The sequence below is a fragment of the Pseudogulbenkiania subflava DSM 22618 genome (assembly GCF_900177275.1).
GTDB lineage: Bacteria > Pseudomonadota > Gammaproteobacteria > Burkholderiales > Chromobacteriaceae > Pseudogulbenkiania > Pseudogulbenkiania subflava.
The window spans coordinates 1-24197 of record NZ_FXAG01000024.1; the positions used below are offsets into that span (position 1 = coordinate 1).

Genomic DNA, 24197 nt, shown 5'->3' on the forward strand with positions numbered 1-24197 from the left:
GGGGTATGACCGGGATGAAGCCGAATTTCCCCCATGCAACATCATAACCAGTTGATATTGTTTGGTTGTTGTCGCCAGATATGACAACGTGGCATTATGCCAATCGTTTGCTGTTAGTCGCGCTGGAGGCTGTATGGCGTCGGTTGAACGTACTGCATACCCCATCTTCTCTCCCTCCTACGGTCCCAAGGAGTTAAAGCAGCACTTTTCTCCTGAGGAATACGAGGTTGAGTGGGTGAAAACCAAAACCCCATCAGCTTCGTTGCGGCTGGGCCTTGCCGTCCTGCTGAAGAGCTTCCAACACTTGCGATACTTCCCTGCGATTGATGAAATCCCTGTGCCTATCATCGATCATATTCGCGATGCCTTCGGTTACAGCAAGCGTGTGCAAGTTGACTACTCGGGGAAGCACACGCTCTACCGTCATATGGCGGCAGTTCGTGATTATCTGCAGGTCTCCCCAGCCTATGGGCACGCGGCAACAGAGGCTGCACAGAAGTGCGCCTACTCTGCTGCAGAGCTCCTGGACCAGCGGGTTGACATCATCAATGCCGTGATCGAAGGCTTGGTAAGCCAACGCTTTGAGCTGCCGGCGTTTCGTACGCTGGATGAGCTCGCCGAACGTGTGCACGCAGAGCTCCAGGGACGAATTTTCAGTACCGTCTTCGGACGGCTCTCCCCCAGCCACATCACGACCCTTACGACGTTGCTTCAGACCGATAGTCTTCAGCGTCGGCAAAGCGAGTACAACGACCTGAAGAAGTCGGCCAAGCGATCGACTCGCAAGCACCTTGAGATGCTGGTCGATCATCTGGACTGGCTCGAGTCGCTCGGCAAAATGGACGGCATATTCGCCGGGGTGCCGGATACAAAGGTCCGCCACTTTGCAAGCCAAGCGCAGGCTTATGATGTTTCCGAACTACGTGAATGTACCGAGCCCAAGCGGTACACCCTCATGCTGGCACTGATTCACCGGATGCAGGTTCGCGCCCGTGATCAGCTCACCGAGATGTTCCTGCGCCGGGTCACCACGATTCACAAGCGGGCAAAGGAAGAGCTGGAGCAGATCCAGACCAAACAGCGTGGCCAGGTTGAGCGCCTGATTGGCACGCTCGATAGCGTAATGGCCATTCTCGAGCAAGAGCCGGACGACACTAAGGCCGGTGGCCAGATTCGGGAATACCTGGTACCGGTGGGTGGCATCAATCAGATTCGCCTGTCTTGCGCTCAGGTGCAGGCCACCAGCGGCAGCAATTACCTACCCTTGGTCTGGAAACACTTCAAGAGCCATCGTTCGATTTTGTTCCGCCTAGTCAGTCTTATTGAGATTCTCCCCACCAGCCAGGATACGGCCTTAGTGGACGCACTGGATGTCATCCAAACCTATCACGACAAGCACCGGATTGAATGGATCGATGAAAACGTTGACCTGTCGTTTGCATCGGACCGTTGGCGCAAGCTGCTACTCCAGTCGCTAGGGCACGGGGTTGGTGTAAATCGGCGCGTCCTGGAGGTCTGTGTTTTCTCCTATCTGGCGGATGAACTGCGCTCTGGAGACCTCAGCGTGACGGGCTCCGAAGAGTTTGCCGATTATCGCGAGCAGCTGCTGCCTTGGGAGGAGTGTGAGGCGTTGCTGCCGGCCTATTGCGAGAAAATTGGACTGCCGGCCAATGCCGAGTCGTTCGTGAGCGGTCTGCGTGAATGGCTGACCGAGACCGCACAGCAACTCGACGACAAATTTCCCACATGCCGTGGTGACGTGGCGCTCGACGCCAACGGTGAGCCGGTTTTGCGGAAAGTCACCGCCCGGGAAATACCGCCTTCCGCGATTTCGCTGCAGAACGCGCTGACCCAGCGTATGCCGGCACGACACATTCTGGATGTGCTGGCCAATATTGAGCACTGGATGGGTTTTACCCGTCACTTCGGACCACTCTCCGGCAACGAGGCCAAATTAAAGCAGCCGGCCGAGCGCTACCTGATGACCATCTTCGCCATGGGCTGCAATCTTGGCCCTACCCAGGCGGCCCGGCACCTGGCCAACAGTAACGTGACCGCCCACATGCTCTCGTTCGTGAACCGTCGCCACCTCTCGCTGGAGAGCCTGGAGGCCGCTCAACGGGAGCTGAACGAGGTCTACCTGCGGCTCGACCTCCCCAAACTCTGGGGCGATGGCAAGACGGTGGCAGCCGACGGTACCCAGTACGACTTCTACGACGAAAACCTGCTGGCCGGCTACCATTTCCGCTACCGCAAGATGGGGGCTGTCGCCTACCGGCATGTGGCCAACAACTACATTGCCGTGTTCCGGCACTTCATCCCGCCCGGCGTGTGGGAGGCCATCTATGTGATCGAGGGCCTGCTGAAGGCAGGACTGAGCGTCGAGGCGGATACGGTGCACGCGGATACGCAAGGCCAGTCTGCCACCGTTTTCGCCTTCACCCACTTGTTGGGCATCAAGCTGATGCCGCGAATTCGCAACTGGAAAAACCTGACCCTGTACCGGCCCGACAAGGCCACCAAATATCAGCATATCAACCGCCTGTTCGACGAGTCGGCGGATTGGGATCTCATTGAGAAGCATTGGCAGGATTTGATGCAGGTGGCGCTCTCGATCCATGCCGGCAAGATTTCCTCGGCCACACTGCTGCGCAAATTGGGCTCCTACAGCCGCAAGAACCGCCTGTATTTCGCTGCCCAGCAACTTGGCAATGTGGTGCGCACGGGCTTTCTGCTGGAATGGGTTGGCAGTCGTGAGCTGCGCCAGGAGGTGACCGCCAACACCAACAAGATCGAGTCGTACAACGGCTTCGCTAAGTGGCTGTCCTTTGGTGGTGATGTCATTGCCGTCAACGAGCCGGACGAACAGCAGAAGCGCCTTCGTTACAACGACCTGATCGCTTCGGCACTCATTCTGCAGAACACGGTGGACATGATGCGCACGCTCAATGTCCTGGAACGGGAGGGCTGGAAAATTTCTGAAGAAGATGTGTCCTTCCTGAGCCCCTACCAGGTCAGCCATGTGAAGCGCTTTGGTGAGTACAACCTGAAGCTCAAACGGCCCCATGAAGCATGGATTCACGATGACACTTTCCAGCAGGCGGTGGCCATCGCTCGGCGTCAGCGCCACACGACGCCAACGTAAGGGAGATGACATGGATCTGCCAGAACCGACCTTTCAGGTGACGCCCTATGGCGACGTCGATGCCAAGCGACTCGAGTCGTTACGTGACAGCTTTGACACGACATCGTTGCTGAAGCTGGTCGACAGGCTGGATGGACTACAAGCCCGGCTAAAACCTATCGGCGGCATCCGGGACGATCTGCTCCGGCTGCATGGCATGGCCCACACGGTACTGAATGGCAACCCGTTGTCTCGGCCATCAGGTGATCTGGATATCTGGGAGGAAGCCGCCGAACTGGCGAACGAGTTCCGTGACCTAGCGAAGGTTTTCCTGCAGGCAGCCGAGCAAGTGGAGCCGTTGGCTGAGTTGAGGCCAGATCAGGGCGATTGAGACGGCAATGACGGCAGGCTGCGCTCTATGCGCTGACGTGCAAAAGGATCGGCGCCATCGATGTAGCGCATCGCCGACTTCACGTCCTTCCAGCCGACGTACTCCATCAGGGTTTTGACATCCCAGCCGTTGGCATTGGCCCAGCCGGCGAAGCCGCGGCGCAGGGAGTGGCTGCTAAAACCTTCCGGAGCGGACAGATCCGCTTGGGCAAACAGGCTGCGCATCAGCTTAATGAGGCTGTTGATGTGCAGCCCCGTTTCGCGTACGTGCCCCCAGCGATCGATGCCACGAAACACCGCCCCGTTGGTTAGCCCCGCCACCGTGATCCAGTCGGTGTAGGCTGTCACCGGACAGAGCAGCGAGAGCGCCGGCACCTTGTAGGTTTTCCCTTGTAGCTGGCGGTCACCCTTGCTCTGCGGGAGGAAGCAGCGCATGCCCTGTTCGGGTTCCAGCTCGACATACTCGACCTGTAGGCGCACCAGTTCATCCCCGCGGAAACCGCGCCAGAAGCCGAGCAACAGTAGGGCTTTGTCTCGTGTGTGGCGCAATTCCATTGCCAGATCTTGTCGGCTCTTTGCCAAGCCGATCGCCTGATCCAGCCAGTCGACGACCTGGGCCAGGTGGTCGATCTGCAGCGGCTTGGCTTGCTGTTCCTGTGTGGGGTGAAGCGTCTGGATGCCCTTGAGGGCTTTACGCACCACCGGCGCTTTAGTCGGGTCGGGAAAGCCTTGCTCGACGTGCCATTGGGCGATGGCGGCCAAACGTTGTCGTAGGGTGTTGATCGCCAGGGATTCGGCGTAGTCGACTAGATAGCGAGCGATGCTATCGGCGGTCGCCGGCAGAAAACCGCCCCATTCGACTTCGAAGTGGCGGATGGCGGACTGATAGCTGCGCCGGGTGTTCTCTCGGGTGGCCGCGGCAAGGTAATCATCTAGTTTAGTCATAAGGGAGCTCACAGAATTCGGAAAAATAGCACGCTGAGTCGAACTCCCCTCGTTCAACCGCCGTGCAACGCATCGATCAGCGGACAGGACACATGACCCTGCTGCGCGCAGCATTCGCTGACCAGTTTTGACAGCACCATCTCCATCCGCGCGAGGTCGGCTAGGCGGGCGCGCACGTCGGCGAGTCGCACGGCGGCCAATTCAGCCGCCTCACTGCAATGAGTGCCGTCCTCCAACTTCAGCAGTTCACCTATCTCATCCAGGCTGAAGCCCAGGCGCTGGGCCGATTTCACGAACTTCACACGTGCCACGTCCACCTCGCCATAGCGGCGGATACTGCCGTAGGGCCGGTCCGGTTCGAGCAGTAAGCCCTTGCGCTGATAGAACCGGATCGTCTCGACATTGACCCCGGCCGCCTTGGCAAAGGCACCGATGGTCAGGTTCTCCAAATCTTCTTTCATGTCGCTTGACTCCGTACCTGACTACGGAACTAACGTTAAACCATCAAGTAAAAACTCGAAAGGATAATTTCATGTCAGAACCGCAAAGCGGGCGTGGCCCCCTTGTCACCGGCGGGCTGGCCGCCATCCTCGCTTCGACCTGCTGCCTGGGGCCGCTGGTTCTGGTCACCTTGGGGTTCAGCGGGGCCTGGATCGGTAACCTGACCGTGTTGGAGCCGTACCGTCCGCTCTTCATCGGCGCGGCGTTGGTTGCGCTGTTCTTTGCCTGGCGGCGTATCTTCCGACCGGTCGCAGCCTGCAAGCCGGGCGAGGTCTGTGCAATTCCACAGGTGCGCACCACCTACAAGCTCATTTTCTGGATCGTGGCCGCGTTGGTCGTGGTCGCGCTCGGGTTCCCCTACGTGTTGCCTTTCTTCTATTGATCAGGAATCCACCATGAAAAAGCTGCTTGCTGCCATCGCATTTGCTGCCGTCGTAACCCCGGTTTTGGCTGCCACGCAAACTGTCACCCTGGCGGTGCCCGGCATGACCTGCTCCGCCTGCCCGATCACGGTTAAGAAAGCGCTCTCCAAGGTCGAAGGCGTGAGCAAGACCGACGTGAGTTTTGAGAGGCGCGAGGCCGTCGTCACCTTCGATGACGCCAAAACCAGCGTGCAGAAGTTGACCAAGGCAACTGCGGACGCGGGCTACCCGTCCAGCGTCAAACGCTGAGTCTGGAGTGATGCCATGAAACCGATTGCGCGTATCACCGACAAGGCCGGGGCACTCGGTGCCGTCCTCTCGGCGATGGGCTGCGCCGTCTGTTTTCCTGCGCTCGCCAGCCTGGGTGCGGCCATCGGCCTGGGCTTCCTGCAGGAATACGAAGGGCTGTTCATCTCCAAGCTGCTGCCGCTGTTCGCCGCCTTGGCCTTGCTGGCGAATGCGCTGGGCTGGCTGCGCCACCGGCAATGGCACCGCAGCCTGCTCGGCATGATCGGACCGGCCATCGTGTTCGCCGGAACGGTCTGGTTGCTCGGTCACTGGTGGACGGCTCGCCTGGTGTACACCGGCCTGGCGTTGATGGTCGGCATCTCGATCTGGGATCTGGTGTCGCCGGCGCATCGCCGTTGTAGCCCGGACGGCTGCGAGTTGCCCGCGAAGCACGGCTGACCGTCTTGGTCACAACAAATTGAGAGGAACAACTATATGACACAGTTGAAGATCACCGGAATGACCTGCGACTCGTGCGCGACCCACGTCAAAGAGGCGCTGGAAAACGTGCCCGGCGTGCAAGCGGCGGAGGTGTCCTACGCCAAGGGCAGCGCCCGGCTCACCATCGAAGCCGGCACGTCCCCTGATGCCCTGATTGCCGCCGTCGCTGGGCTCGGCTATCGCGCAGCGCTGGCCGACGCTCCAGCTGCTCCGGTGCCAGGTGGACTGTTAGACAGGGTAAAGGAATGGGTCGGCGGGGGCGACAACAAGGCCGGCCACATCGGCGATGGGATGCATATCGCCGTCATCGGCAGCGGCGGGGCCGCGATGGCGGCGGCGCTGAAGGCCGTCGAGCAAGGCGCACGGGTCACGCTGATCGAGCGCGGCACCATCGGCGGCACCTGCGTCAACGTCGGCTGCGTACCGTCCAAGATCATGATCCGTGCTGCCCATATCGCCCATCTGCGCCGGGAAAGCCCGTTCGATGGCGGCATGCCACCCACACCGCCGACGATCCAGCGCGAGCGGCTGCTGGCGCAGCAACAGGCGCGAGTGGATGAACTGCGCCATGCCAAGTACGAAGGCATCCTGGAGAGCACCCCGGCCATCACCGTGCTACACGGCGAGGCCCGTTTCCAGGATGGTCGCCACATTACGGTGCGCATGAGCAACGGCGGCGAGCGCGTGGTAGCGTTCGACCGCTGCCTGATCGCCACCGGCGCCAGCCCCGCGATTCCGCCTATTCCTGGTCTGAAGGACGCCCCCTACTGGACCTCCACCGAGGCGCTGGCCAACGACACGCTCCCCGAGCGACTGGCCGTGATCGGGTCGTCGGTCGTTGCCCTGGAGCTGGCACAAGCCTTTGCCCGGCTGGGTAGCCAAGTCACGATCCTGGCGCGCAGCACGCTGTTCTTCCGCGAGGACCCGGCCATCGGCGAGGCCATAACAGCCGCGTTCCGCGCCGAGGGCATCGAGGTATTGGACCATACCCAGGCGAGCCAGGTCGCCTATGCGGACGGGGAATTCGTGCTGACCACCGAACACCGCGAAGTACGCGCCGACCAGCTGCTGGTCGCCACCGGCCGTGCGCCGAATACTCGCTCCCTGAATCTCGAAGTGGCAGGTGTCGAGGTCAACGCCCAGGGGGCCATCGTCATCGACCGCGGCATGCGCACCAGTGCGCCACACATCTACGCCGCCGGCGACTGCACCGACCAACCGCAATTCGTCTATGTCGCGGCAGCAGCCGGCACCCGTGCGGCGATCAACATGACCGGCGGCGACGTGGCGCTGGACCTGACGGCGATGCCGGCAGTCGTGTTCACCGATCCGCAGGTGGCGACGGTGGGCTACAGCGAAGCAGAAGCGCACCACGACGGCATCGAGACCGACAGCCGGTTACTCACGCTGGACAACGTCCCGCGTGCGCTCGCCAACTTCGACACACGCGGCTTCATCAAGCTGGTGGCCGATGCCGGCAGTGGGCGCTTGATCGGCGTGCAGGCGGTGGCCCCGGGGGCGGGCGAGCTGATTCAGACGGCAGCGCTGGCCATTCGCAGCCGCATGACGGTGCAGGAACTGGCCGACCAGTTATTCCCGTATCTCACGATGGTCGAGGGACTGAAACTCGCGGCGCAGACCTTCAACAAGGATGTGAAGCAGCTATCCTGCTGCGCCGGATGAGGGAAAGGAGGTTTCGATGAACGCCTACACGGTGTCGCGTCTGGCCCAGACGAGCAAAACACGCAGCAGTCCCCGGCTTGGGCCGTAGCAGCGTCTTGCCGTTGCTGCACTCGTAGTAGAAGTGACCGGCGTCCGTGGGCATGGTTTCCATGCTTGGCGAAGCCGCAGTGCGGGCAGGTCAAGACGGACTCAAGAATGACGGGGCCCATCGGGGACGACCCATTCTCAGAAGTGGTGGCGCATGCCCAACAACACCGAGGTGTCGTGGCGGTTGTTGAGGTCGTGCACAACCCCACCCTCAATCACCCATGGTCCGTCGATGTGCTGCAACCCGACCGTGAGTTGCTGGGTCATGTTCGATCCTTTGTGCCGGCGCCCGCCGAGTTCCAGCACCGACATCCACCAGGCGCGCTCGCCAGGATTCAGGCGGTATTGCCACGACAGGTCATAGCGGGCGCTGGCTGGATTACCGTTGCCGCGTCCGACTGCCACCAGGTCGGCGTCGATTTCGTGTCGCTCGCGGAACCAGGTGGCGATCGTGCCGAGCTGCGCTCGCGCATGGCCGTCATGATCCAGCACCGCTCCGCCGAGCAAGGACCAGCGCGCGGTGCCGACATTGGTGTCAGCCGACCAGAGCTGGTGGCGATAGAACGCCATCGGATCGCCGGCACGTTGTCCGCTGCCGCCAGCGATGCGGTATGGAAGGGCGAACATGAGGGTCTGGGTAGCGGACAGACCGTAGGCGAACTCCGTGGTGAGCTGGGTCGTATCCGCGTCGCGGTCGTGTTCCAGCAGCGGCCGCACTACACTGCCTCCCTGTTCCAACGGCAGCGCCACGAAGGCGCGCAGCCCCATGGCCGATGCGGGCAGCGCGGCCGTGCCGACGATCAGCAGCAGGGCAATGGGAATGGCCCTCATGGCCGGCCCTCCTCACTGTGCACGCGAGCGGCGCCTGGAGTAAAGCCGGCGTCGCGGATGATCTTCTTGTACTGCTCGATGTCGGGCTGCTGGCCGGGCTTTAGTTCGATGCGGGCGCGGTGCGCATCGAGATCGACCTCCGCCTTGGCGACTCCCGCCGTCTTGCCGAGGTTCTTTGACAAGCCGTAAACACAAAAGGGACACCCATTAGCCGGCCCAAGTCAAGCGAACGCACAAACCCATGGCGGCGCCAGCCGCCTGTTTTCAATCTCTTCATCCACCGCTTGCAGTTGCCGATCACGCCCGTTTCTTCAAATCATGGCTGCGACGAATCGCGCCAGACACCCATCAGGATCAAGCGAGCGGCAATGAAACTGCCTGTCGCCCTGGCGGCTTCGCCGCCCCAGAAGAACGTTGGTGCCGCAGCGTGTCCAATGGGTTCATCACAGACCCGTGGTTGCCGGTTCCCCGGCGCCAATCCTTGGCTGGCTCACGTTGCGGGCGATCCGCTTGTACTGCAAATCGGTGACGGCGGCACGACATCCCATTCAGACCAAATGGCTGTCACTCCAGTCCCCAAATCCGGGCTTGCCGGCCGCCGTCGTTACTCATGCAAAGCAGCGCGTCACGTCAAACGGTTTGCGCTCCTTCAGAATGTGGAAGCAGGCTCGCGCCAGCTTGTGCGCCAGCGCCTTGATCGCCACCACGTTGTTGGTCTTCGCCTTCTTCCGTTCGTAGAAACGCTTCGCTTCGGCGCAGTAGCGCAGCGCAAAGTTGGCCGCCTCGACGAACGCCCAGGCCAGGTACTTGTTGCCGTTCTTGGTGTTCCCCTCTCCTTTTTTCTTGCCGTTGCTGGTGCGCACGCTGTCGACGCAGCGGGCGTAGGAAGCAAAGTTGCCGGCGGCGGCAAAGCGATCAATCGGTCCCGTTTCGAGCAGGATCGTGGTTGCCAGCACCTGGCCGATGCCCGGCACGCTGGTGAGGAGTCCGTACTCCGTTCGCGCCCCCACCTTTTCTTGCAGACGCTTTTCAAGAAGATCGATTTGCGCGGAAAGCGTGGCAATGACCGCCACGTTGGTTTTGACCGCCAGCGCCACATCTTCCGGCCAGGGCATTCGATCGACGGCATCGGCCGTCAATTGCTTCACTTGATTGCTGCTGATACGGGCACTCTGTTGGCGGGCGGTGATGTTCTCGACAGCAAGGATGTGCGTGGTGCGACTGCGCACCAGTTGCATGCGCTTCCTGGCCAGATCACGCACGGCGCGTTGCTCCGGCGCCAGGATCGTTCCCGTCGGCAGAATCCCCAGCCGCAGCAGGTGTGCAAGGTAGCGCGCATCGGTTTCGTCGCCGCTGTGCTTGAGTCCTTCGTATTTCTTGATTGCCGTGGTGTTGGCCAGATGCACTTTGAAGCCCGCCGCTTGCAAACCATCGACCAGCCAGTACCAGTTGAAGGTCGATTCGACCACGACCCCCGCCAACTCCTCGCGCCAGGGCGAGAGCAATGCCAGAATCTTCGCCAAGTCGTTGGGCAACCGTTTCTCCGCCACGACTCGGTCTTCTTCATCCGTCACGGTCACCACACTGTTGTTCGAGTGCAGGTCAATTCCGCTATATTTCATTTCCGGCCTCCGATGGTTATTGCAAGTTCGCAAACTCACTTTAACCCCGCCGCAACTGCGGCGGCGGGAGGCCGGCTAGATGATTTTCAGGTCAGGCCCTGCACGTCGATGTCCACGACCTGTATCGGTGTGCCCCAGGCCAGCAGCGGTAGCCATAGGGCCAGGCCAGCCAATCCCGCTTTCAATGTCAACTTGCGCATGGGAACCTCCATCGCTTTCACCACCAGTGGTTCAGTAGCCCAGCCAGATGCGTATCGGCAAGGCGAGATAGGCCGTGAGGAAGCCGATGCCCCAGATGGCGAGCGACAGCCAGAACAGGCGCACGCTCAGGCGCTGTGCTCGCTGACAGGCCGCGGCCAGGGTTGGATCGGCCGGGCAGGCTCGACCTGTGCGAAAAGTGGCATAGCCGGCCAACGCCAGAAGCATGGCCGAACCGGCGAACAGCCAGGCTTTGTGCGCAGCCAGGGTGACCAACAGGGGGAGCGCACTGGTCATCGTGGCCACGGTCGCGCCGAGGCCGATGGAAACCAGCAGGATCGGCACCGCACAGCAGACCAAGGTGCCCGACGACGACAGCAGCGCAAGCCAGTGTAGCGTCGTGCCCCGCGCAGTGGATTCCGAGGGGGAGCTGGATGGGTGCGCTTGGCCAGATGTCATGATCGCTCCTATCCCGCCAGCGCCGGCACGAAAACAAAGTAGGCGTTGAGCAGGTAGAGGCCGGTGAACATCAGCAGGATGCCCCCTGCCAGCTCGAAAGATCGCCGGAAACGCCCCAGCGGTCTCAGCTGTTCCATCCACCCCACCGCCGAGGCCGCAAGCGCAAGCGGAATGGCGCGCCCCACGGCAAAACTGGCCAGCATTGCCATCCCCAGAACGGGAGAGCCGCCAGCGGCCGAAGCGCCCAGCAGCACGACCAGCGCCGGCGTGCACGCCGGGTAGACTGCAACCGAGAACGGCACACCCAAGGCGAACGCCCCCCACGCCGTTTTGGCGCGCGCGGCTTTGAATCCGAAGGCAGGCAGGGAAAGCTTGAACCATCCGGTCCACAGCAGACCCAGCCCGATCAGCCACGGCCCGAGAACGAGCCCCCAGTAACGGCCCACCAGCGTCTCTACCCACTGACCGCCGAAACCGGCCAGCAGGCCGAGCAGCGCGTGCGCGCCAATCATGCCGGCGAGGAACATCAGGCCGTAGCGGGCGGCGTCCTTCGGTGACCTGGCACGGATCACATAGGCGAGCGGCACCGGAAGCGCCGCGAGCACCAAGGGATTGAGGCTGAAGAACAGGCCCGCCAGCAGGCTGACGCCGCTTGCGCCCAAGGCGCCCTGCGCCACGGCCTGCCGCAGTGCTTCAAGCTCCATGACCCTGCACTCCCCGGCGATGCCGTAATTCGGTTGCGAGCTGTGTGGGTGTGGGCAGCGTGGTGAACACCAGTTGGCCGTCGATGGCGAGCGCCGGCAGCGTCAACACGCCCAGTTCGACCGCGCGGTCGAGCGAGTCGAGCACGTTGATTTCACACCACTCCACGCCTGTCGCGGCCATTTCGGCGGCAGCCTCGAGATCGGCCTTCGTGGCGGTGCACTTGGTGCAACCCGGCGCATAGAACAGTTCGACTTTCACGACGCACGCTCCATGTCGTCATCGACCTGTTCCAAGGCGGCCAGGATCGGGCAGTCATCGACTGACTGCGTGCCGTCGGCACATTCGGCGATCAGCCGGTCGAGCGCGGCGGACATCACCTGCATGGCGCGAATCTTGGTTGCAAGCTGAAGCTTCTTCTCGATGGCGCGCTGCCGCACATCGTTGCAACAGGCTCTGTCGCTCTGGCGTAGATGCAGCAACTCGCGGATTTCCGTCAGCGTGAAGCCGCAGGCCTGGGCGTGCTGAATGAAGCGGACGCGGCGCACCGCATCCTCCTCATACAGTCGGTAGCCGCTGTCGGTCTTGGCTGCGGGGGCGATCAACCCCTCGCGCTCATAGTAGCGCAGCGCGTCCACGCTGATGTCGCCCGCCTGGGCCAGCTTGCCAATGGTCAACATAGCGCAGCGCTCAAGGCTGACCCAGACCGGCAGCGCGCAGACTCGCTTCGTCTATGCCGCGTCCTGCGCAACAGCCGGCCAGTTGACCATTGATCGCCACGGCCGGTACCGAGCGCACGCCGAGCGCCTTGGCCTGCTTTGCCACGGCGACATCGCGCATGTCGAGCACATCGACCTCGCACGACGGGCAGGCCAGCCCTTGCACCAGGGACACGACGTCTGTGAAGGTCGGGCAACCGGCGCTGAACACTTCCACCTTGCGTTTCATTGACATTTCCAGGCTCCTTCAATCATGGGGTAGGATCACGCGGAGATGCCACGTTCCCCACGCTTGAAGGATAAACCTTGGAGTAAGCTCCAGGGTCAAGTGGATTTTTCCTGCGGATTTTCCTTGTCGCCGGTGAGTGGAAAGCGATCATCGTGGCGCAGCCAACGTGGCATAACCCAGCGCTGTAGGGCGGCATCGATCGACAGTTTGCCCGGGCCGTAAACGGTCAGCGCGAGCAGCATCATGCCCCAGATCTTGTGGTCGACGAAGCCGTTGCCCCAGAAATCGGCCCAGATGCCGTTTGGCCACAGTTCCGGGTACGAGATCACGGCGACGATGTTGTAGACGAACAGGAAGGCTGCAGCCGGTCTGCCCAGCAGGCCAAGCCCGAGCAACCATGGGAACACCAGTTCGATAAAGGTGCCGAGTGGCGCTGCAAACTCCGGCGGCAACAGGGGGACGTGGTATTCGTTTTGGAATAGCGCCAGGGTGCTGTCCGGGTCATCCCACTTCACCACGCCGGCGCGCCAGAAGGCGAGCGCCACCCAGAGACGGAATAGCAGCAAACTTAATGGTGCGGCCTGCTCCAGGCAGCCGACCAGGCGCCCATAGCTGTCGGCAACTGACTGAATCCAGTGTTTCATCATGATCTCCCTTGTTCAATATGAGCATCGATCAGCAGACCGTTCTGCAAGAGCAGGTGCAGGTGCGCCGCCAGGTCGAAGGCAGGGTCCTGCGCATGCGCCTTGTCGATTACCATGCCTAGCGGCATTCCCAACAACAGTCCGGCGATGAAGCAACCTCCGCCGGGTAAGATGGTTTGCATCGCAATCTGCGTGTCGCTGCGCCAGAGCAACACTGTTTGGCCATGCCCGCCCAGTTGCAGCCGATCCTGGCTGTCGGCCTCCTGGCAAAAGCGCCAGATGTCGAGGATCGGATAGCGGCTGTCGATCAGATGAACGCTGGGGTGGAGCACGAACACGGTTCTGGCCAACTCGTCTTCCGACCGCTCGGTCAAGCGCCCCGGTGCAAGCGGCGTGGCCTCCGCCGCCAGGTAAGCCAGCTGGCGCGCCCATTCCAAGCGGGCGATGTCGGCTAGGTACGGCAGTTCGGCGGTTTCCGGTATGGCCGCCAGGAAGTCCGGGAACGCCGCGCCGTAGTCTTGCAGATTGCTGCTTTGCGATGGCACGGCCGCGATATAGCGGGCAGCCACACCATCAAAGCAGTCTTCCCCAACCAGGCGCAGTACCGACGGATAGCTGGTCTTCAGCGCACTGCCCAGCGTGTTGAACACCATATTGCGGTAGATCTGCAGGCGCTCATCGGCAGTCAGACCGTGCGGTGCGACCCACGGCGCGATCCCGGCCGGATCGCCGGTGAACACACTACGGCTGAAGGCGCGCTGCAACTCAAGCAAGGACGGGGCGGTAGTCACGGAGGATCTCCTCGGCCAGTCGGGCTTCGTCCTGCAGGACCGCGAACGCCGGCAGATCCTGATCCCACTCGATCAGCGTCGGCTTGGCGCCCAATAGGCGCACCGCCTCGCGGTATAGCGCCCACACCGCCGCGTCGACGCGGCGACTATGGGTATCGATCAGCAAGGGCACCGGCAAACCCTCTTTGCGGCTGAATCCGGCCAAATGCATCTCGCCAACCGCGTGCGCTGGGATGGCATGCAGATATTCCTGCGGGTCAAAGCCATGGTTGACGCTGTTGACGTAGACGTTGTTGACGTCAAACAGCAGGCCACAACCGCTGCGCTCGGCCAGGGCGACCAGAAATTCCCATTCCGGAATGGTCGAGTGCCGATAACTCAGATAACTCGACACGTTCTCGATCAGAATCTGCCGCCCCAGAAACTCCTGAGTCTCCAGGACGCACTCGATCATCAGATCCAGCGCTTCCTCGGTATAGGGAAGGGGAAGCAGTTCGTTCAGGCTGTGCCCGTCGACTGCGCCCCAACACAAATGTTCCGAGACTTGGCCGGGGTCTATGTGATCGACAAGCCGGCCGAGTTTGGCCAGGTGATCGTGCTGGAGCCCGCTGGCCGATCCCAGGTGCAATCCGACGCCGTGCAGGCTGATGGGGTAGTCGCGCCGCACCCCCTCCAGCACGGACAACAGCTCGCCGCCGGCACCGAAGAAGTTCTCGCTATGCACTTCGAACCACGGCACGGACGGCCGCTCGGCCAGCACTTGGGCAAAGTGTATGGGTCGCAGGCCGATACCGGCGTGCGCCGGAATTTCAGTGTTCGGCAACGTGGCGGCGAGCATCGGCGGCCTCCTTACGATTCTTTCGGCTTGGTCGAACCGCCTTCGATCTTGTTGCACAGGCCGGCCGGCATCGCCACGAACGAATTCGGGTCGCGCGCCTTGGTGGCCTGGCCGGCGCAGGAGTGGCCAGGCGCCTTGCAGTCGTTCTTGTAGGCGGCGTTGACGCCGTAACACTGTTCCATTTTCTTCTCGGGCTGTTCCATCTTCTTCTCTGCGGCCTGGCCGCCTGCGGCCAGACCAATCAAACTCAGTGCCAAGGCAGCCTTGATGACATTTTGCGATTGCATGGTGGTCTCCTGTTGGATGTCCGGAATATTCCGGTGCCGACTTAGTCGCGTGGCCTGCAGGATCCATTACACGGATGCGTCGGCACGCAACTTTTACGACGTACCGTTACTCGAATCCGTCGAGCGCCGTGCCCTGGCGCGCAGCCGGATCAATAGCCATCCGGTCATGGCGACAGCAAGGCTCATCAGCAGCCAGCCTGTGAACGGGATGGTCAGAATGCGGTCGCCCAGAACGGCAAGCAGGATCGTCAACGGGAGAATGCCGAGCGCGGTGGTCCACAGAAAGGTCCACCACGAGAGGCCGGCCAAGGCGGCCGCGTAGTTGATCAGGTTGAAGGCAATCGCCGGCATCAAGCGGCAGGCCAACAGCACGGTGGCACCATGCAGCTGCGACCAGCGCGCTAGTTCACGCCGAGAACCCGGCGTCATCCACCGCTCGACGAACGGCCGGCCCAGTCGCCGGGTGAGCCCGAAGGCGGTTGCCGCCCCCAGCATCGCACCACACCAGGTGATAACCGCGCCCCAAAACGGACCATAAACCATGCCGTTGGCCAGCGCGACCATCTCGGCGGGAAACGGCAGAAAAGAATGCGCCACCATCAGCAGGAGCGACCCCACTACGCCCCATGCGCCCAACGAGCGTACCCACCGTACGATTCCTTGTGCTGTGGCAGGAAAGTCGAACGACAAGCGGTGCGGCACCAGCCATAAGACCAAGAAAACACAGCCACCGACCGCCAGCAGCACGGCAACGATTTCCAGCCGCCGCCATGATGACGGGCGGTGGTCTGTTGGCGTGGTGCGGTCGGGTTTCATTGCGATTTCCTGCGCTGTCACACGCGGCGCGTGTTTTGCTCGCGCCCGGCCGGTTTTTTTGGGGGGCGATGCGGTTGCATCAGCGATCGCGTATCGGTCGCTCAGCCAAGCCGTTTGCTTACAAAACTGGAAAAATTCGGCACGCGACTCACAGATAGTCACGAATCAACACCCCCAAGCGCTCTTGGGTTGCTGGTTCCATCGCCGCCGGTCGCGTGACCAGCCCGGCTGCGAGCGCGTCATGCGCAGCCGAGCGAGGCCAGTCGAGTGCCAGCCACCGTACCGCCTGGCTGACCACACGCTGCGCGTTGGCGGCGTTCTGCATCAGGTTGGCGATGGCCAGTTCGGCGGTGACGTGTGCCTCCCTTGGGTGCCAGCAGTCGTAATCGGTGACCAGGGCCAGCGTGGCATAAGCCATCTCCGCCTCGCGCGCGAGTTTGGCCTCCGGCATGTTGGTCATCCCGATCACGCTGCCGCCGATGCTGCGGTACCACTGCGACTCGGCATAGGTCGAGAACGCAGGGCCTTCGATGCAGACATAGGTGCCACCCCGATGGAGCTGAATGTTGTCGAGACCGGTGTCGTGAACCGCCTGCGCGAGCACATCGGCGAGCACGGAACAGACGGGCGCAGCCATCGAAACATGCGCGACGGCGCCATTGCCGAAGAAAGTGCTGTCACGCCGCCGGGTCAGGTCGATGAACTGGTCGGGCAGCACCATATCCAGCGGGCGCAACGGTTCCTGCAGCGAGCCGACCGCAGAAATCGAGATCAGGTAGCGCACGCCGAGCGCTTTCAGTGCGTAGATATTGGCGCGGTATGGAACTTCGCTTGGCAGGTAGCGGTGGTCGCGACCATGCCGCGCCAGAAACGCGACCGGTGCGCCGTGCAAGACACCGGTCACGATCCGGTCGGACGGCGTGCCGTATGGGGTGGTCAGCTCATATCCCCGCGCCTGTTCGATTCCTTCCATTTGATACAACCCACTACCGCCGATGATGCCGATTCTGGCTTGCGACATGTGATCTCCTCCTGTTTGAGCAACCTTCGGACTGTAGTCGCAGGGAAGGAAGCGGATCTTACAACCCATCTGTAAGAAAGCGAGGCCATGGCACGACTACAGACAGTCCAACAATTGAAGAGATGGCGGCTATGAATAAGACCATGATGCGCGCTCGGCATCGTTCCTGCCCGAATCGGGCAGGCAGGCGGCCATGAAGCGCCTGATCCTGGTCGGCGGCGGGCATGCCCATCTCGGCGTACTGCGCGCGCTGGCAATGCGCCGGCTCCGGGCGGCCGAGGTCCTGCTGGTGACACCTGAGCCGCAGCTGATTTATTCAGGCATGGTGCCGGGCTGGATGGCCGGCCACTACCGGCTGGATCAGTGCGGTATCGACCTGCAGCCACTGGCGCGGGCGGCCGGCGCGCGGCTGATTCTGGCGCCGGTGGCCGGGCTGGATGCAGAGCGCCGCTGTATTGTCTTGCCCGATGGCACGTATCTCGAGTACGACCTGCTGTCGCTCGACGTCGGCAGTGAGACAGACGTCTCCTGGCTGCATGCGGCGCAACGGCGGCTGCTGCCGGTGCGCCCGCTTGGCAGCTTTGTTGCCGCCTGGCCGCAAGTACTCGAACAGGCGGTAAGCCGTGCCGGTTTTCGTCTGGCCGTGGTCGGCGGCGGGGCCGCCGGCGTCGAATTGGCGTTTGCCGCGCGCCAGGGGTTCGTGCGGGGCGGTATCGACGCACAAGTCGACCTGGTGGCGTCCGGCCCGGACTTGTTGGCAGGCCATGCGCCGGCGGTCGTCGCGCGGGCGGAGCGCTGGCTGGTCGCTCGTGGCATCGCCGTGCATCGCTCGCGCGCCGCCGGAACGGCCAGCGGACTGCTGCTGGCCAATGGCGAACACTTGGCGGCGGATCGCATCGTCGCCGCCACCGGCGCCAGGGCGCCATGCTGGCTCGCGCTGTCCAAACTGGCGCTCGATCCAGACGGCTATGTCGCAGTGGACGACGCCCACCGTAGCCGTTCACACGCGCACGTGTTCGCCGCCGGCGACGTCTGTGCGCGCGAAGATGCGGCCGTGGCGCGCTCCGGCGTGCATGCGGTGCATGCCGGTCCGGTACTGGCGTACAACCTGCGCGCCGCGCTGGAAGGTGGCGCCATGCGCGCGTATGTCCCGCGCGCCTGCTCACTCTATCTGATCTCGACCGGTCCCAAGCACGCCATCGCTTCTTGGGGAAGCTGGAGCACCGAGGGCGCCTGGGTCTGGCACTGGAAAGACTGGATCGATCGACGTTTCATCCGCCGTCATCGTATGCCACACGATGTGACGGAGCCATACCACCCTTTACAGGAGTCACCATATGAGCATGAATCTCATTGAGCGGGTCGTTCAGCTGCTGCATCGGGCTGATTGCCCGGAACCGGACGGCGAGGCGGCAATCGGTTTCAGCCAGATGCTGGCGAGCCTGATGGTGATGGCGTGGTTTGTCGAGGCGCGCGACCCGTACACCGGCGGGCATTTGTGGCGCGTCTCGCAGTACGCACGCCTGCTTGCCGAGGCCGCCGGGCTGGAACCGACCGAAGTCGCACGCATCAGCTTGGGCGGGTTCCTGCATGATTTGGGCAAGATCGGAGTACCGGATGCCATATTACGCAAGCCGGCTAGCTTGAGCGACGAAGAATACGCCGTAATCAAGACGCACCCGGAAATGGGCATGCACATGCTTGCGGGGCATCCACTAGCCGGCCTGGTCAAGAACGCCGTCTACCTACATCACGAGCGCCCAGACGGCTTGGGCTATCCACGCGGCTTGAAGCCCGAAAGCATTCCGTTGGAAGCCCGGATCGTAGGGATATGCGACGCCTTCGATGCGATGACCAGCCATCGACCTTACCGTGCCGGCATGCCGCAGGAGTGCACACTGGGCATTGTGAGAGATTACTTGGGACACCAGTTCGACCAAGGTTTCGGCCGCTTGCTGATCGAGCTCGGCGAAGCAGGCCAGCTCGATCATATCCGCGGCCATAGTGACGACGGCATTCCATTGCAGTCTTGCCCGATGTGTGGCCCGACACTTACGATCAGGCGGGAGCAATTGCCGGGCGAGCATGTCTACTGCCGCAATTGCGGCGGTGAATTCGTGCTTGTGGACGGCGATCGTGCGCTCTTGGCCGAGCCTACAGGGCGCTGTGGTACCCCAGCCGAGCTGCAAACGGTTGTCGACGAAGCGCTAATCGCGCGTGCGGTGGAGGCTGCGGTGCGCGCGATGCCGGTGCGAGAGCTCATGCAGCAGCATTACTCGACCGCCGGGGCGTGACGATGCCCCCCTGCTCAAGGCTGCGATACGGTCGCGCATCGTCGGCAATGCATTGGATGTGTTTCCACCTATAGTGGGGCCAAGAACGAAATCGAGAAGAGGTCTGTAAATGAGCCATGAAAACGGCCAAGCCGCGTCGCTGGCATGGGATGCCCTGCACGACAGCAACTTTATCGAGGACTTGCGCCGGCAGATGCTCAAGTTCGCCACCTTGCAACTGGGCGATCGCCACGCGGCAGAAGACGCGGTGCAAGAGGCACTGATCGGTGCGCTGAAGAACGCCGGCTCGTTCGGTGGCAGGGCGGCGCTCAAGACCTGGGTACTGGCGATTCTGAAAAACAAGATCGCCGACATCCTGCGGCGCAATCAGCGCCTAGTCGATGCCAGCCGGCTGCTGCGCGAGGAAGAGGAAGGGGAAGATTTCACCTCGTTGTTCGATCGCAAGGGCTTCTGGCAGCCGGATGAGCGCCCGATCCCGTGGAGTGACCCAGTGGCATCGTTTCATCAGAAGCAGTTCTGGCAGATGTTCGAAGCCTGCCTCGAGCGGCTGCCGCCGCAACAGGCTCGGGTGTTCATGATGCGCGAAGTCGTCGAGCTGGAAAAAGAGGAGATCTGCCAAGCCGTTGGCATCACTGTCAGCAATCTGTTCGTGATGCTGCACCGGGCGCGCTTGCGCTTGCGCGAATGCCTGGAAAACAACTGGTTCGCTCAGGGAGTCCAATGATGTTGAACTGCTTCAATGCCACGCGCTTGCTTTCCGAATCGCTGGAACGCCACCTGGTCATCAAGGAACGGATGGCGCTCAACATGCATACGATGATGTGTTCTGGCTGTCGCAACTTCGGTAAGCAGATGCAGATGCTGCGGCTGATCGCTAAAACCTATGCGCACAAGCCGGACGAGGGTGAGTCGGAGCCAAGCGTTCCATCGCAGGATGTGTAGCATTCGCCGCCCCCAGCTTGCATGGCCATGCAAGGTTTTGAGCTGGATCACGGCCTTTCTGTGATGCCGAGCTATGAAGGTATCAGGTGAATGGAGTAGGAATAGGAGGTTGTGATGATGTCCTGGGGTTGTGGCGCAAGTTGGGGAATGGGATTCGGCTGGATCTTCATGATCCTGTTCTGGGGTCTTGCCGTGTTCGGCATCATCGCGCTGATCTGGCTGCTGGCCGGCCGCGGACTTCGACGGGGCTCAGCGCTCGAAATCTTGCAGAAACGCTATGCGCGCGGGGAAATCAATCAGGAAGAATACGAGCAAAAGCGCCGAGAGCTGCAAGAATAACCATCCTGACCGAGGGGCTGGCGTGGCGTGTGGGCCGGCTTATCCGAGACGACTGGCTTAGGCTGGCGGCTGTCGGTTTGCCCACCACCAAGTCGCAATAGGCACGATGACCCACTGCAGCAGCGGTGCCAGCCCCACTTCGATCACGGGCAATACCGGCATCCATGCGGAATACGCCCAACTCCCGCTGGCCAGATTGACTCGCTCGCTCAGCAGCGAATAGGTAACCGCAAGAACAACCGTTATCACATTGAGCTTTGTCCTCGGCCAGTTGACGGGCTCACCGGCGCCGCTCAGGATCATGGCGAGGATCAAGACCGTCGCTCCGATCATGACATCGCCCACGGTGCAATGCGCGACCGCAAAAGCGATCCACCCCACGCGCGGCGCTGCCCACAGTGTGTAAAGCGGCAACTGCACGATCTCCCAAACCAGACTGCAGAGCGCCAGACGCGGGAGATACCTGCGCAGAATAAACGACCAGGATTCGGGGTGCGCGTACCAGTTCATGGCAGTCTCTCCAGCGACTAAACGAAACGGTCAGTAGTCGTGCACCCCAACCCCTTTCTTACACCCGGATTTCCAGAATCGTCCTGCCAGCAAAATCGCCAAAGCTCGTGCGCACTGATGTAAGAACCTAGCCCTCCCGCACGACTACGGCTCATTGCTTGTCGATCAAGAGACAGGTGAATGAATGCTACGAGGGGAAGCCTACGATGCAACCGGTCAGAACCATCATTTTCGCCAAAGCCCCGCGCCCCGGGCTTGCCAAAACCCGCCTGATCCCGGCACTCAATGCGGAGGGAGCCGCCAACTTGGCGCGGCGCATGCTCGATAGCACGGTGGATAGCGCGCTGGCGGCCGAACTAGGGCCGATCGAGCTGCGGGTGACACCTGCTATCGACACCCCGGAGTGGCATGGTGTCACCCTGCCCAGCGCGGTTGCGATAGGGGAGCAAGGAGCCGGGGACCTGGGCGCTCGCCTTGCACGGGCCGCAGAGCAGGCCGTCGCGCGCGGCGAGACAGTGCTGCTGATCGGCACCGATTGCGTGGAAATGAGCGCGGCGTTGCTGCGCGAAGCGGCCGCTGCGCTGCGCCGGCACGATGCGGTGCTGTATCCCACCGTCGACGGCGGCTACGCCTTGCTCGGGCTCAACCGCTATCACCCGCTGCTGTTCTCCGACATTGCCTGGAGTACCGATACCGTCGCGTTCGATACCACTTGCCGCATCGCGAGGCTGGGTTGGTCGCTGCGGCAAGGCTCCATGCTGCACGACGTCGACGAACCGGCGGATCTGCGGCGGCTGCCCGCTGCTTGGGTGTCACCGGGTGGAGTCATCACGACCTCGGTGTAAGCAAACCGCGCCGGGTGGCGACCAAGGTGCATACCCGTCCGATTCCAAGGGAAGTTGAGTCATGCACGATATCGTCAAAGATTACTACGGCCACCAGTTGCAACACTCCGACGACCTGAAAACTTCCGCCTGTTGTGACCCCTCGCTAACGCCCGCATGGCTGAAGCCGCTCCTGGCCAGGGTCCATCCCGAAGTGACCGCCCGCTACTACGGCTGCGGCCTGGTGTGCCCGCCGCTGCTGGAAGGCTGCCGCGTGCTCGACCTGGGCTGTGGCGCCGGGCGCGATGTCTATGTGCTGGCGCAGCTTGTGGGCGAACACGGTCACGTGCTCGGGGTGGACATGACCGAAGAACAGCTCGCCGTCGCCGAACGCCACCATGCCTACCACAGCGAGCTGTTCGGCTTTGACAACGTGTCGTTTGCACAAGGCTACATCGAGAGTCTCGACGAGATCGGTCTTGCGAGCGCCAGCTTCGACGTGATCGTCTCGAACTGCGTGGTCAACCTGTCGCCGGACAAGCAGGCGGTGCTGCGCGAAGTCTATCGGCTGCTGAAACCGGGCGGGGAATTCTATTTCTCCGACGTCTACGCCGACCGGCGTGTGCCCGAGTCGGTGCGCAACGACCCGGTACTGTACGGCGAATGCCTGGGCGGGGCGCTGTACTGGAACGACTTTCTCCGGCTGGCCCAGCGCCACGGCTTTGCCGACCCGCGCCTGGTGACGGACCGCCCGCTGGTGATTGACGATGCGCAACTGGCCGAAAAAGCAGGGAGCATCCGCTTTTATTCGGCCACCTACCGCCTGTTCAAGCTGGACGGACTAGAAAACGCCTGCGAGGACTACGGGCAGGCGGTGATCTATCGCGGCACGGTGCCCCACCACCCGCACCGCTTCATGCTCGACAAGCATCATGACATCGAGGCTGGTCGCGTGTTCCCCGTGTGCGGCAATACTTGGCGCATGCTGCACGACAGCCGCTTCGGCCCGCACTTCGACTTCATCGGCGACTTCACGCAGCACTACGGCCTGTTCGAAGGATGCGGGAGCACTCTGCCATTCAGCCGGGAGTCCGTGCCCGTCAGCAGCGCCTGCTGCTGAACGGGCCACACCTTAGCGGCCAAAGGAAGACGAAATGGAATATCTGTTGATAGGCGCCGCCTTGCTCGTGGCTTTCAGTAACGGCGCCAACGACAACTTCAAGGGATTCGCCACCGTTTGGGGCTCGGATACCTTGAGTTATCGTAGCGCGCTCATTCTCGCTACCGTGGCCACGGTGGCCGGCAGCGCGGTGTCGCTGCTGCTGGCCGACACTCTGGTACAGCAGTTCTCCGGTAAGGGACTGGTGCCCGATGCCGTCGCCAGCGCACCGCTGTTCCTTGCGAGTGTCGGCGCCGGCACGGCATTGACGGTATTCATCGCCACCCGCGCCGGCTTGCCGATTTCCACCACCCATGCGCTGATCGGCGGCTTGATCGGAGCGGCGCTCGGCCAGCACGGCGGCGAGATCCATTACGCCAAACTGGCAGGCAGTTTCTTGTTGCCGCTGGTGACGAGCCCGCTGATCGCCGCCGCGCTCGGCCTGGTGATCTATCCCTTGGCGCGCCGGCGAGCGATGCAGAACCACTGCGCGTGCGTGCTGCCGCCCGTTTCGCTGGCGGAGCCGGCGGAAAACGGCGCCGTGCTGATGCAAGCTGCCGCGCCGGGTCTCATCATCGCGCCGCAAGCGCAGTGCGACACGCTGCCACAGCCGATGGCGCGCTTCTCGCTCGCCCGCCTGGCCGATCAGGTGCACACCCTGTCCGGCGCGCTGATCTGTTTTGCCCGCGGGGTGAACGACACGCCGAAGCTGGCCGCCTTGCTGCTGGCCTCGCATCTGTTCCAGGCGTCGGTCTCGGTGCTGGCGATCGCCGCGATCATGGCGGCCGGTGGGCTGCTCTACGCCCGTCGGGTTGCCGTCACGATGAGCCAGCGTGTGACGCGGATGGATAGCGCGCAGGGTCTGACCGCTAACCTGATCACCGCGGCCTTGGTGCTGCTTGCCAGCAAGCTCGGCCTGCCGGTGTCCACCACCCATGTCGCAGTCGGCGCGATCGCGGGCGTCGGTGCGGGCGCTCGCAGCATCGATTGGTCGACGGTGAACAACATCGTGCTGTCCTGGTTAGCCACCCTGCCGTTGGCCGCCGTGCTCGCTTGGCTGGCAACGCTGGCCGTGCGCACGCTGTAACAAA

Annotated in this window: 30 protein-coding genes and 1 pseudogene; 14 read left to right on the forward strand and 17 right to left on the reverse strand. The window is 62.4% G+C overall.

Features of this window, described 5'->3' with window-relative positions; all coding sequences use genetic code 11:
• The first annotated feature begins 133 nt into the window (after window positions 1–133).
• On the forward strand, window positions 134–3145 hold the full coding sequence (locus B9N72_RS17515) for a Tn3 family transposase (RefSeq protein ID WP_085276269.1): 3012 nt from the start codon (window positions 134–136) through the stop codon (window positions 3143–3145).
• 10 nt (window positions 3146–3155) lie between these two features.
• Window positions 3156–3515, forward strand: coding sequence for a Tn3 family transposase post-transcriptional regulator TnpC (gene tnpC, locus B9N72_RS17520; RefSeq protein WP_085276270.1), 360 nt, complete (start codon window positions 3156–3158; stop codon window positions 3513–3515).
• Here the strand turns inward: tnpC and B9N72_RS17525 are convergent.
• Window positions 3503–4459, reverse strand: a complete 957-nt coding sequence (locus B9N72_RS17525; RefSeq protein WP_143477796.1) for a site-specific integrase — start codon at window positions 4457–4459, stop codon at window positions 3503–3505. The genes tnpC and B9N72_RS17525 overlap by 13 nt on opposite strands.
• Window positions 4460–4512: 53 nt before the next feature.
• On the reverse strand, window positions 4513–4920 hold the full coding sequence (merR, locus tag B9N72_RS17530) for an Hg(II)-responsive transcriptional regulator (protein ID WP_085276272.1): 408 nt from the start codon (window positions 4918–4920) through the stop codon (window positions 4513–4515).
• A gap of 71 nt (window positions 4921–4991) precedes the next feature.
• Here merR and merT point away from each other — a divergent pair, with 71 nt between their 5' ends.
• The 4 genes from merT to merA are packed head-to-tail and all read left to right on the forward strand — an operon-like array spanning window position 4992 to window position 7794.
• Entirely contained in the window at window positions 4992–5342 is a 351-nt protein-coding gene (merT, locus tag B9N72_RS17535) for a mercuric ion transporter MerT (RefSeq protein WP_085276273.1), read from the forward strand.
• A gap of 13 nt (window positions 5343–5355) precedes the next feature.
• The gene (gene merP / locus B9N72_RS17540; protein ID WP_085276274.1) at window positions 5356–5631 is read left to right on the forward strand and encodes a mercury resistance system periplasmic binding protein MerP; all 276 of its coding nucleotides are present in this window, start codon (window positions 5356–5358) and stop codon (window positions 5629–5631) included.
• A gap of 15 nt (window positions 5632–5646) precedes the next feature.
• The gene (gene merC / locus B9N72_RS17545) at window positions 5647–6069 is read left to right on the forward strand and encodes an organomercurial transporter MerC (protein ID WP_085276275.1); all 423 of its coding nucleotides are present in this window, start codon (window positions 5647–5649) and stop codon (window positions 6067–6069) included.
• A gap of 36 nt (window positions 6070–6105) precedes the next feature.
• A complete protein-coding gene (gene merA, locus B9N72_RS17550) occupies window positions 6106–7794 on the forward strand; it encodes a mercury(II) reductase (RefSeq protein ID WP_085276276.1) in 1689 nt (562 codons plus the stop codon).
• A 225-nt stretch (window positions 7795–8019) separates the two neighbouring features.
• Here the strand turns inward: merA and B9N72_RS17555 are convergent, their stop codons facing one another.
• From B9N72_RS17555 to mtnP, 14 genes and pseudogenes are all read right to left on the reverse strand, one after another.
• The gene (locus B9N72_RS17555; protein ID WP_085276277.1) at window positions 8020–8712 is read right to left on the reverse strand and encodes a hypothetical protein; all 693 of its coding nucleotides are present in this window, start codon (window positions 8710–8712) and stop codon (window positions 8020–8022) included.
• Window positions 8709–8903: pseudogene (locus B9N72_RS17560) on the reverse strand (heavy-metal-associated domain-containing protein); the annotation flags it as partial. The pseudogene B9N72_RS17560 and the gene B9N72_RS17555, both read right to left, overlap by 4 nt.
• 417 nt (window positions 8904–9320) lie before the next feature.
• A complete protein-coding gene (locus tag B9N72_RS17565) occupies window positions 9321–10334 on the reverse strand; it encodes an IS110 family RNA-guided transposase (protein WP_085276279.1) in 1014 nt (337 codons plus the stop codon).
• A gap of 231 nt (window positions 10335–10565) precedes the next feature.
• Window positions 10566–10991, reverse strand: coding sequence for a hypothetical protein (locus B9N72_RS17570; protein ID WP_085276280.1), 426 nt, complete (start codon window positions 10989–10991; stop codon window positions 10566–10568).
• An 8-nt stretch (window positions 10992–10999) separates the two neighbouring features.
• The gene (locus B9N72_RS17575) at window positions 11000–11695 is read right to left on the reverse strand and encodes a cytochrome c biogenesis CcdA family protein (RefSeq protein WP_085276281.1); all 696 of its coding nucleotides are present in this window, start codon (window positions 11693–11695) and stop codon (window positions 11000–11002) included.
• On the reverse strand, window positions 11685–11954 hold the full coding sequence (locus B9N72_RS17580; RefSeq protein WP_085276282.1) for a glutaredoxin family protein: 270 nt from the start codon (window positions 11952–11954) through the stop codon (window positions 11685–11687). The genes B9N72_RS17575 and B9N72_RS17580 overlap by 11 nt, the downstream gene beginning before the upstream one ends.
• On the reverse strand, window positions 11951–12373 hold the full coding sequence (locus B9N72_RS17585) for a heavy metal-responsive transcriptional regulator (RefSeq protein ID WP_085276283.1): 423 nt from the start codon (window positions 12371–12373) through the stop codon (window positions 11951–11953). The genes B9N72_RS17580 and B9N72_RS17585 overlap by 4 nt, the downstream gene beginning before the upstream one ends.
• A gap of 10 nt (window positions 12374–12383) precedes the next feature.
• Entirely contained in the window at window positions 12384–12647 is a 264-nt protein-coding gene (locus B9N72_RS17590) for a thioredoxin family protein (RefSeq protein ID WP_085276284.1), read from the reverse strand.
• Between the two features lie 89 nt (window positions 12648–12736).
• Window positions 12737–13285 (reverse strand): DoxX family protein, encoded by a 549-nt coding sequence (locus B9N72_RS17595; RefSeq protein ID WP_085276285.1) that lies wholly within the window; start codon window positions 13283–13285, stop codon window positions 12737–12739.
• Window positions 13285–14076 carry an HvfC/BufC N-terminal domain-containing protein gene (locus B9N72_RS17600; protein ID WP_085276286.1) on the reverse strand — a complete coding sequence of 264 codons (792 nt, stop codon included), beginning with the start codon at window positions 14074–14076 and terminating at the stop codon, window positions 13285–13287. The genes B9N72_RS17595 and B9N72_RS17600 overlap by 1 nt, the downstream gene beginning before the upstream one ends.
• A complete protein-coding gene (gene bufB / locus B9N72_RS17605; protein WP_085276287.1) occupies window positions 14051–14914 on the reverse strand; it encodes an MNIO family bufferin maturase in 864 nt (287 codons plus the stop codon). Before bufB ends, B9N72_RS17600 begins: the two co-directional genes overlap by 26 nt.
• Window positions 14915–14925: 11 nt before the next feature.
• Window positions 14926–15201 (reverse strand): BufA1 family periplasmic bufferin-type metallophore, encoded by a 276-nt coding sequence (locus tag B9N72_RS17610; RefSeq protein WP_234985940.1) that lies wholly within the window; start codon window positions 15199–15201, stop codon window positions 14926–14928.
• A 93-nt stretch (window positions 15202–15294) separates the two neighbouring features.
• A complete protein-coding gene (locus tag B9N72_RS17615; protein WP_085276288.1) occupies window positions 15295–16017 on the reverse strand; it encodes a TVP38/TMEM64 family protein in 723 nt (240 codons plus the stop codon).
• A 148-nt stretch (window positions 16018–16165) separates the two neighbouring features.
• Window positions 16166–17038 (reverse strand): S-methyl-5'-thioadenosine phosphorylase, encoded by an 873-nt coding sequence (gene mtnP, locus B9N72_RS17620; protein ID WP_085276289.1) that lies wholly within the window; start codon window positions 17036–17038, stop codon window positions 16166–16168.
• A gap of 193 nt (window positions 17039–17231) precedes the next feature.
• Between mtnP and B9N72_RS17625 the strand changes: the two genes are divergently transcribed.
• From B9N72_RS17625 to B9N72_RS17645, 5 genes are all read left to right on the forward strand, one after another.
• Complete coding sequence (locus tag B9N72_RS17625; protein ID WP_085276290.1) at window positions 17232–18395, forward strand: FAD-dependent oxidoreductase; 1164 nt, start codon at window positions 17232–17234, stop codon at window positions 18393–18395.
• On the forward strand, window positions 18376–19332 hold the full coding sequence (locus B9N72_RS17630; protein ID WP_234985941.1) for an HD-GYP domain-containing protein: 957 nt from the start codon (window positions 18376–18378) through the stop codon (window positions 19330–19332). The genes B9N72_RS17625 and B9N72_RS17630 overlap by 20 nt, the downstream gene beginning before the upstream one ends.
• A gap of 109 nt (window positions 19333–19441) precedes the next feature.
• On the forward strand, window positions 19442–20056 hold the full coding sequence (locus B9N72_RS17635) for an RNA polymerase factor sigma-70 (RefSeq protein ID WP_085276291.1): 615 nt from the start codon (window positions 19442–19444) through the stop codon (window positions 20054–20056).
• Window positions 20053–20274: an anti-sigma factor family protein gene (locus tag B9N72_RS17640; RefSeq protein WP_200810937.1), complete on the forward strand. Its 222-nt coding sequence runs from the start codon at window positions 20053–20055 to the stop codon at window positions 20272–20274. The genes B9N72_RS17635 and B9N72_RS17640 overlap by 4 nt, the downstream gene beginning before the upstream one ends.
• Before the next feature lie 114 nt (window positions 20275–20388).
• Window positions 20389–20613 (forward strand): SHOCT domain-containing protein, encoded by a 225-nt coding sequence (locus B9N72_RS17645; RefSeq protein ID WP_085276292.1) that lies wholly within the window; start codon window positions 20389–20391, stop codon window positions 20611–20613.
• Window positions 20614–20670: 57 nt separating this feature from the next.
• Here B9N72_RS17645 and B9N72_RS17650 read toward each other — a convergent pair whose 3' ends face one another.
• Window positions 20671–21123, reverse strand: coding sequence for a hypothetical protein (locus tag B9N72_RS17650; protein ID WP_085276293.1), 453 nt, complete (start codon window positions 21121–21123; stop codon window positions 20671–20673).
• A gap of 206 nt (window positions 21124–21329) precedes the next feature.
• On the opposite strand from B9N72_RS17650, the gene B9N72_RS17655 reads away from it, so the two are divergent.
• The 3 genes from B9N72_RS17655 to B9N72_RS17665 all read left to right on the forward strand — a co-directional run bounded on the left by B9N72_RS17655 (window position 21330) and on the right by B9N72_RS17665 (window position 24193).
• Entirely contained in the window at window positions 21330–21968 is a 639-nt protein-coding gene (locus B9N72_RS17655; RefSeq protein WP_085276294.1) for a TIGR04282 family arsenosugar biosynthesis glycosyltransferase, read from the forward strand.
• Window positions 21969–22029: 61 nt separating this feature from the next.
• On the forward strand, window positions 22030–23067 hold the full coding sequence (locus tag B9N72_RS17660) for a methyltransferase domain-containing protein (RefSeq protein ID WP_085276295.1): 1038 nt from the start codon (window positions 22030–22032) through the stop codon (window positions 23065–23067).
• Between the two features lie 34 nt (window positions 23068–23101).
• Window positions 23102–24193, forward strand: a complete 1092-nt coding sequence (locus tag B9N72_RS17665) for an inorganic phosphate transporter (protein WP_085276296.1) — start codon at window positions 23102–23104, stop codon at window positions 24191–24193.
• Window positions 24194–24197 lie beyond the last annotated feature (4 nt).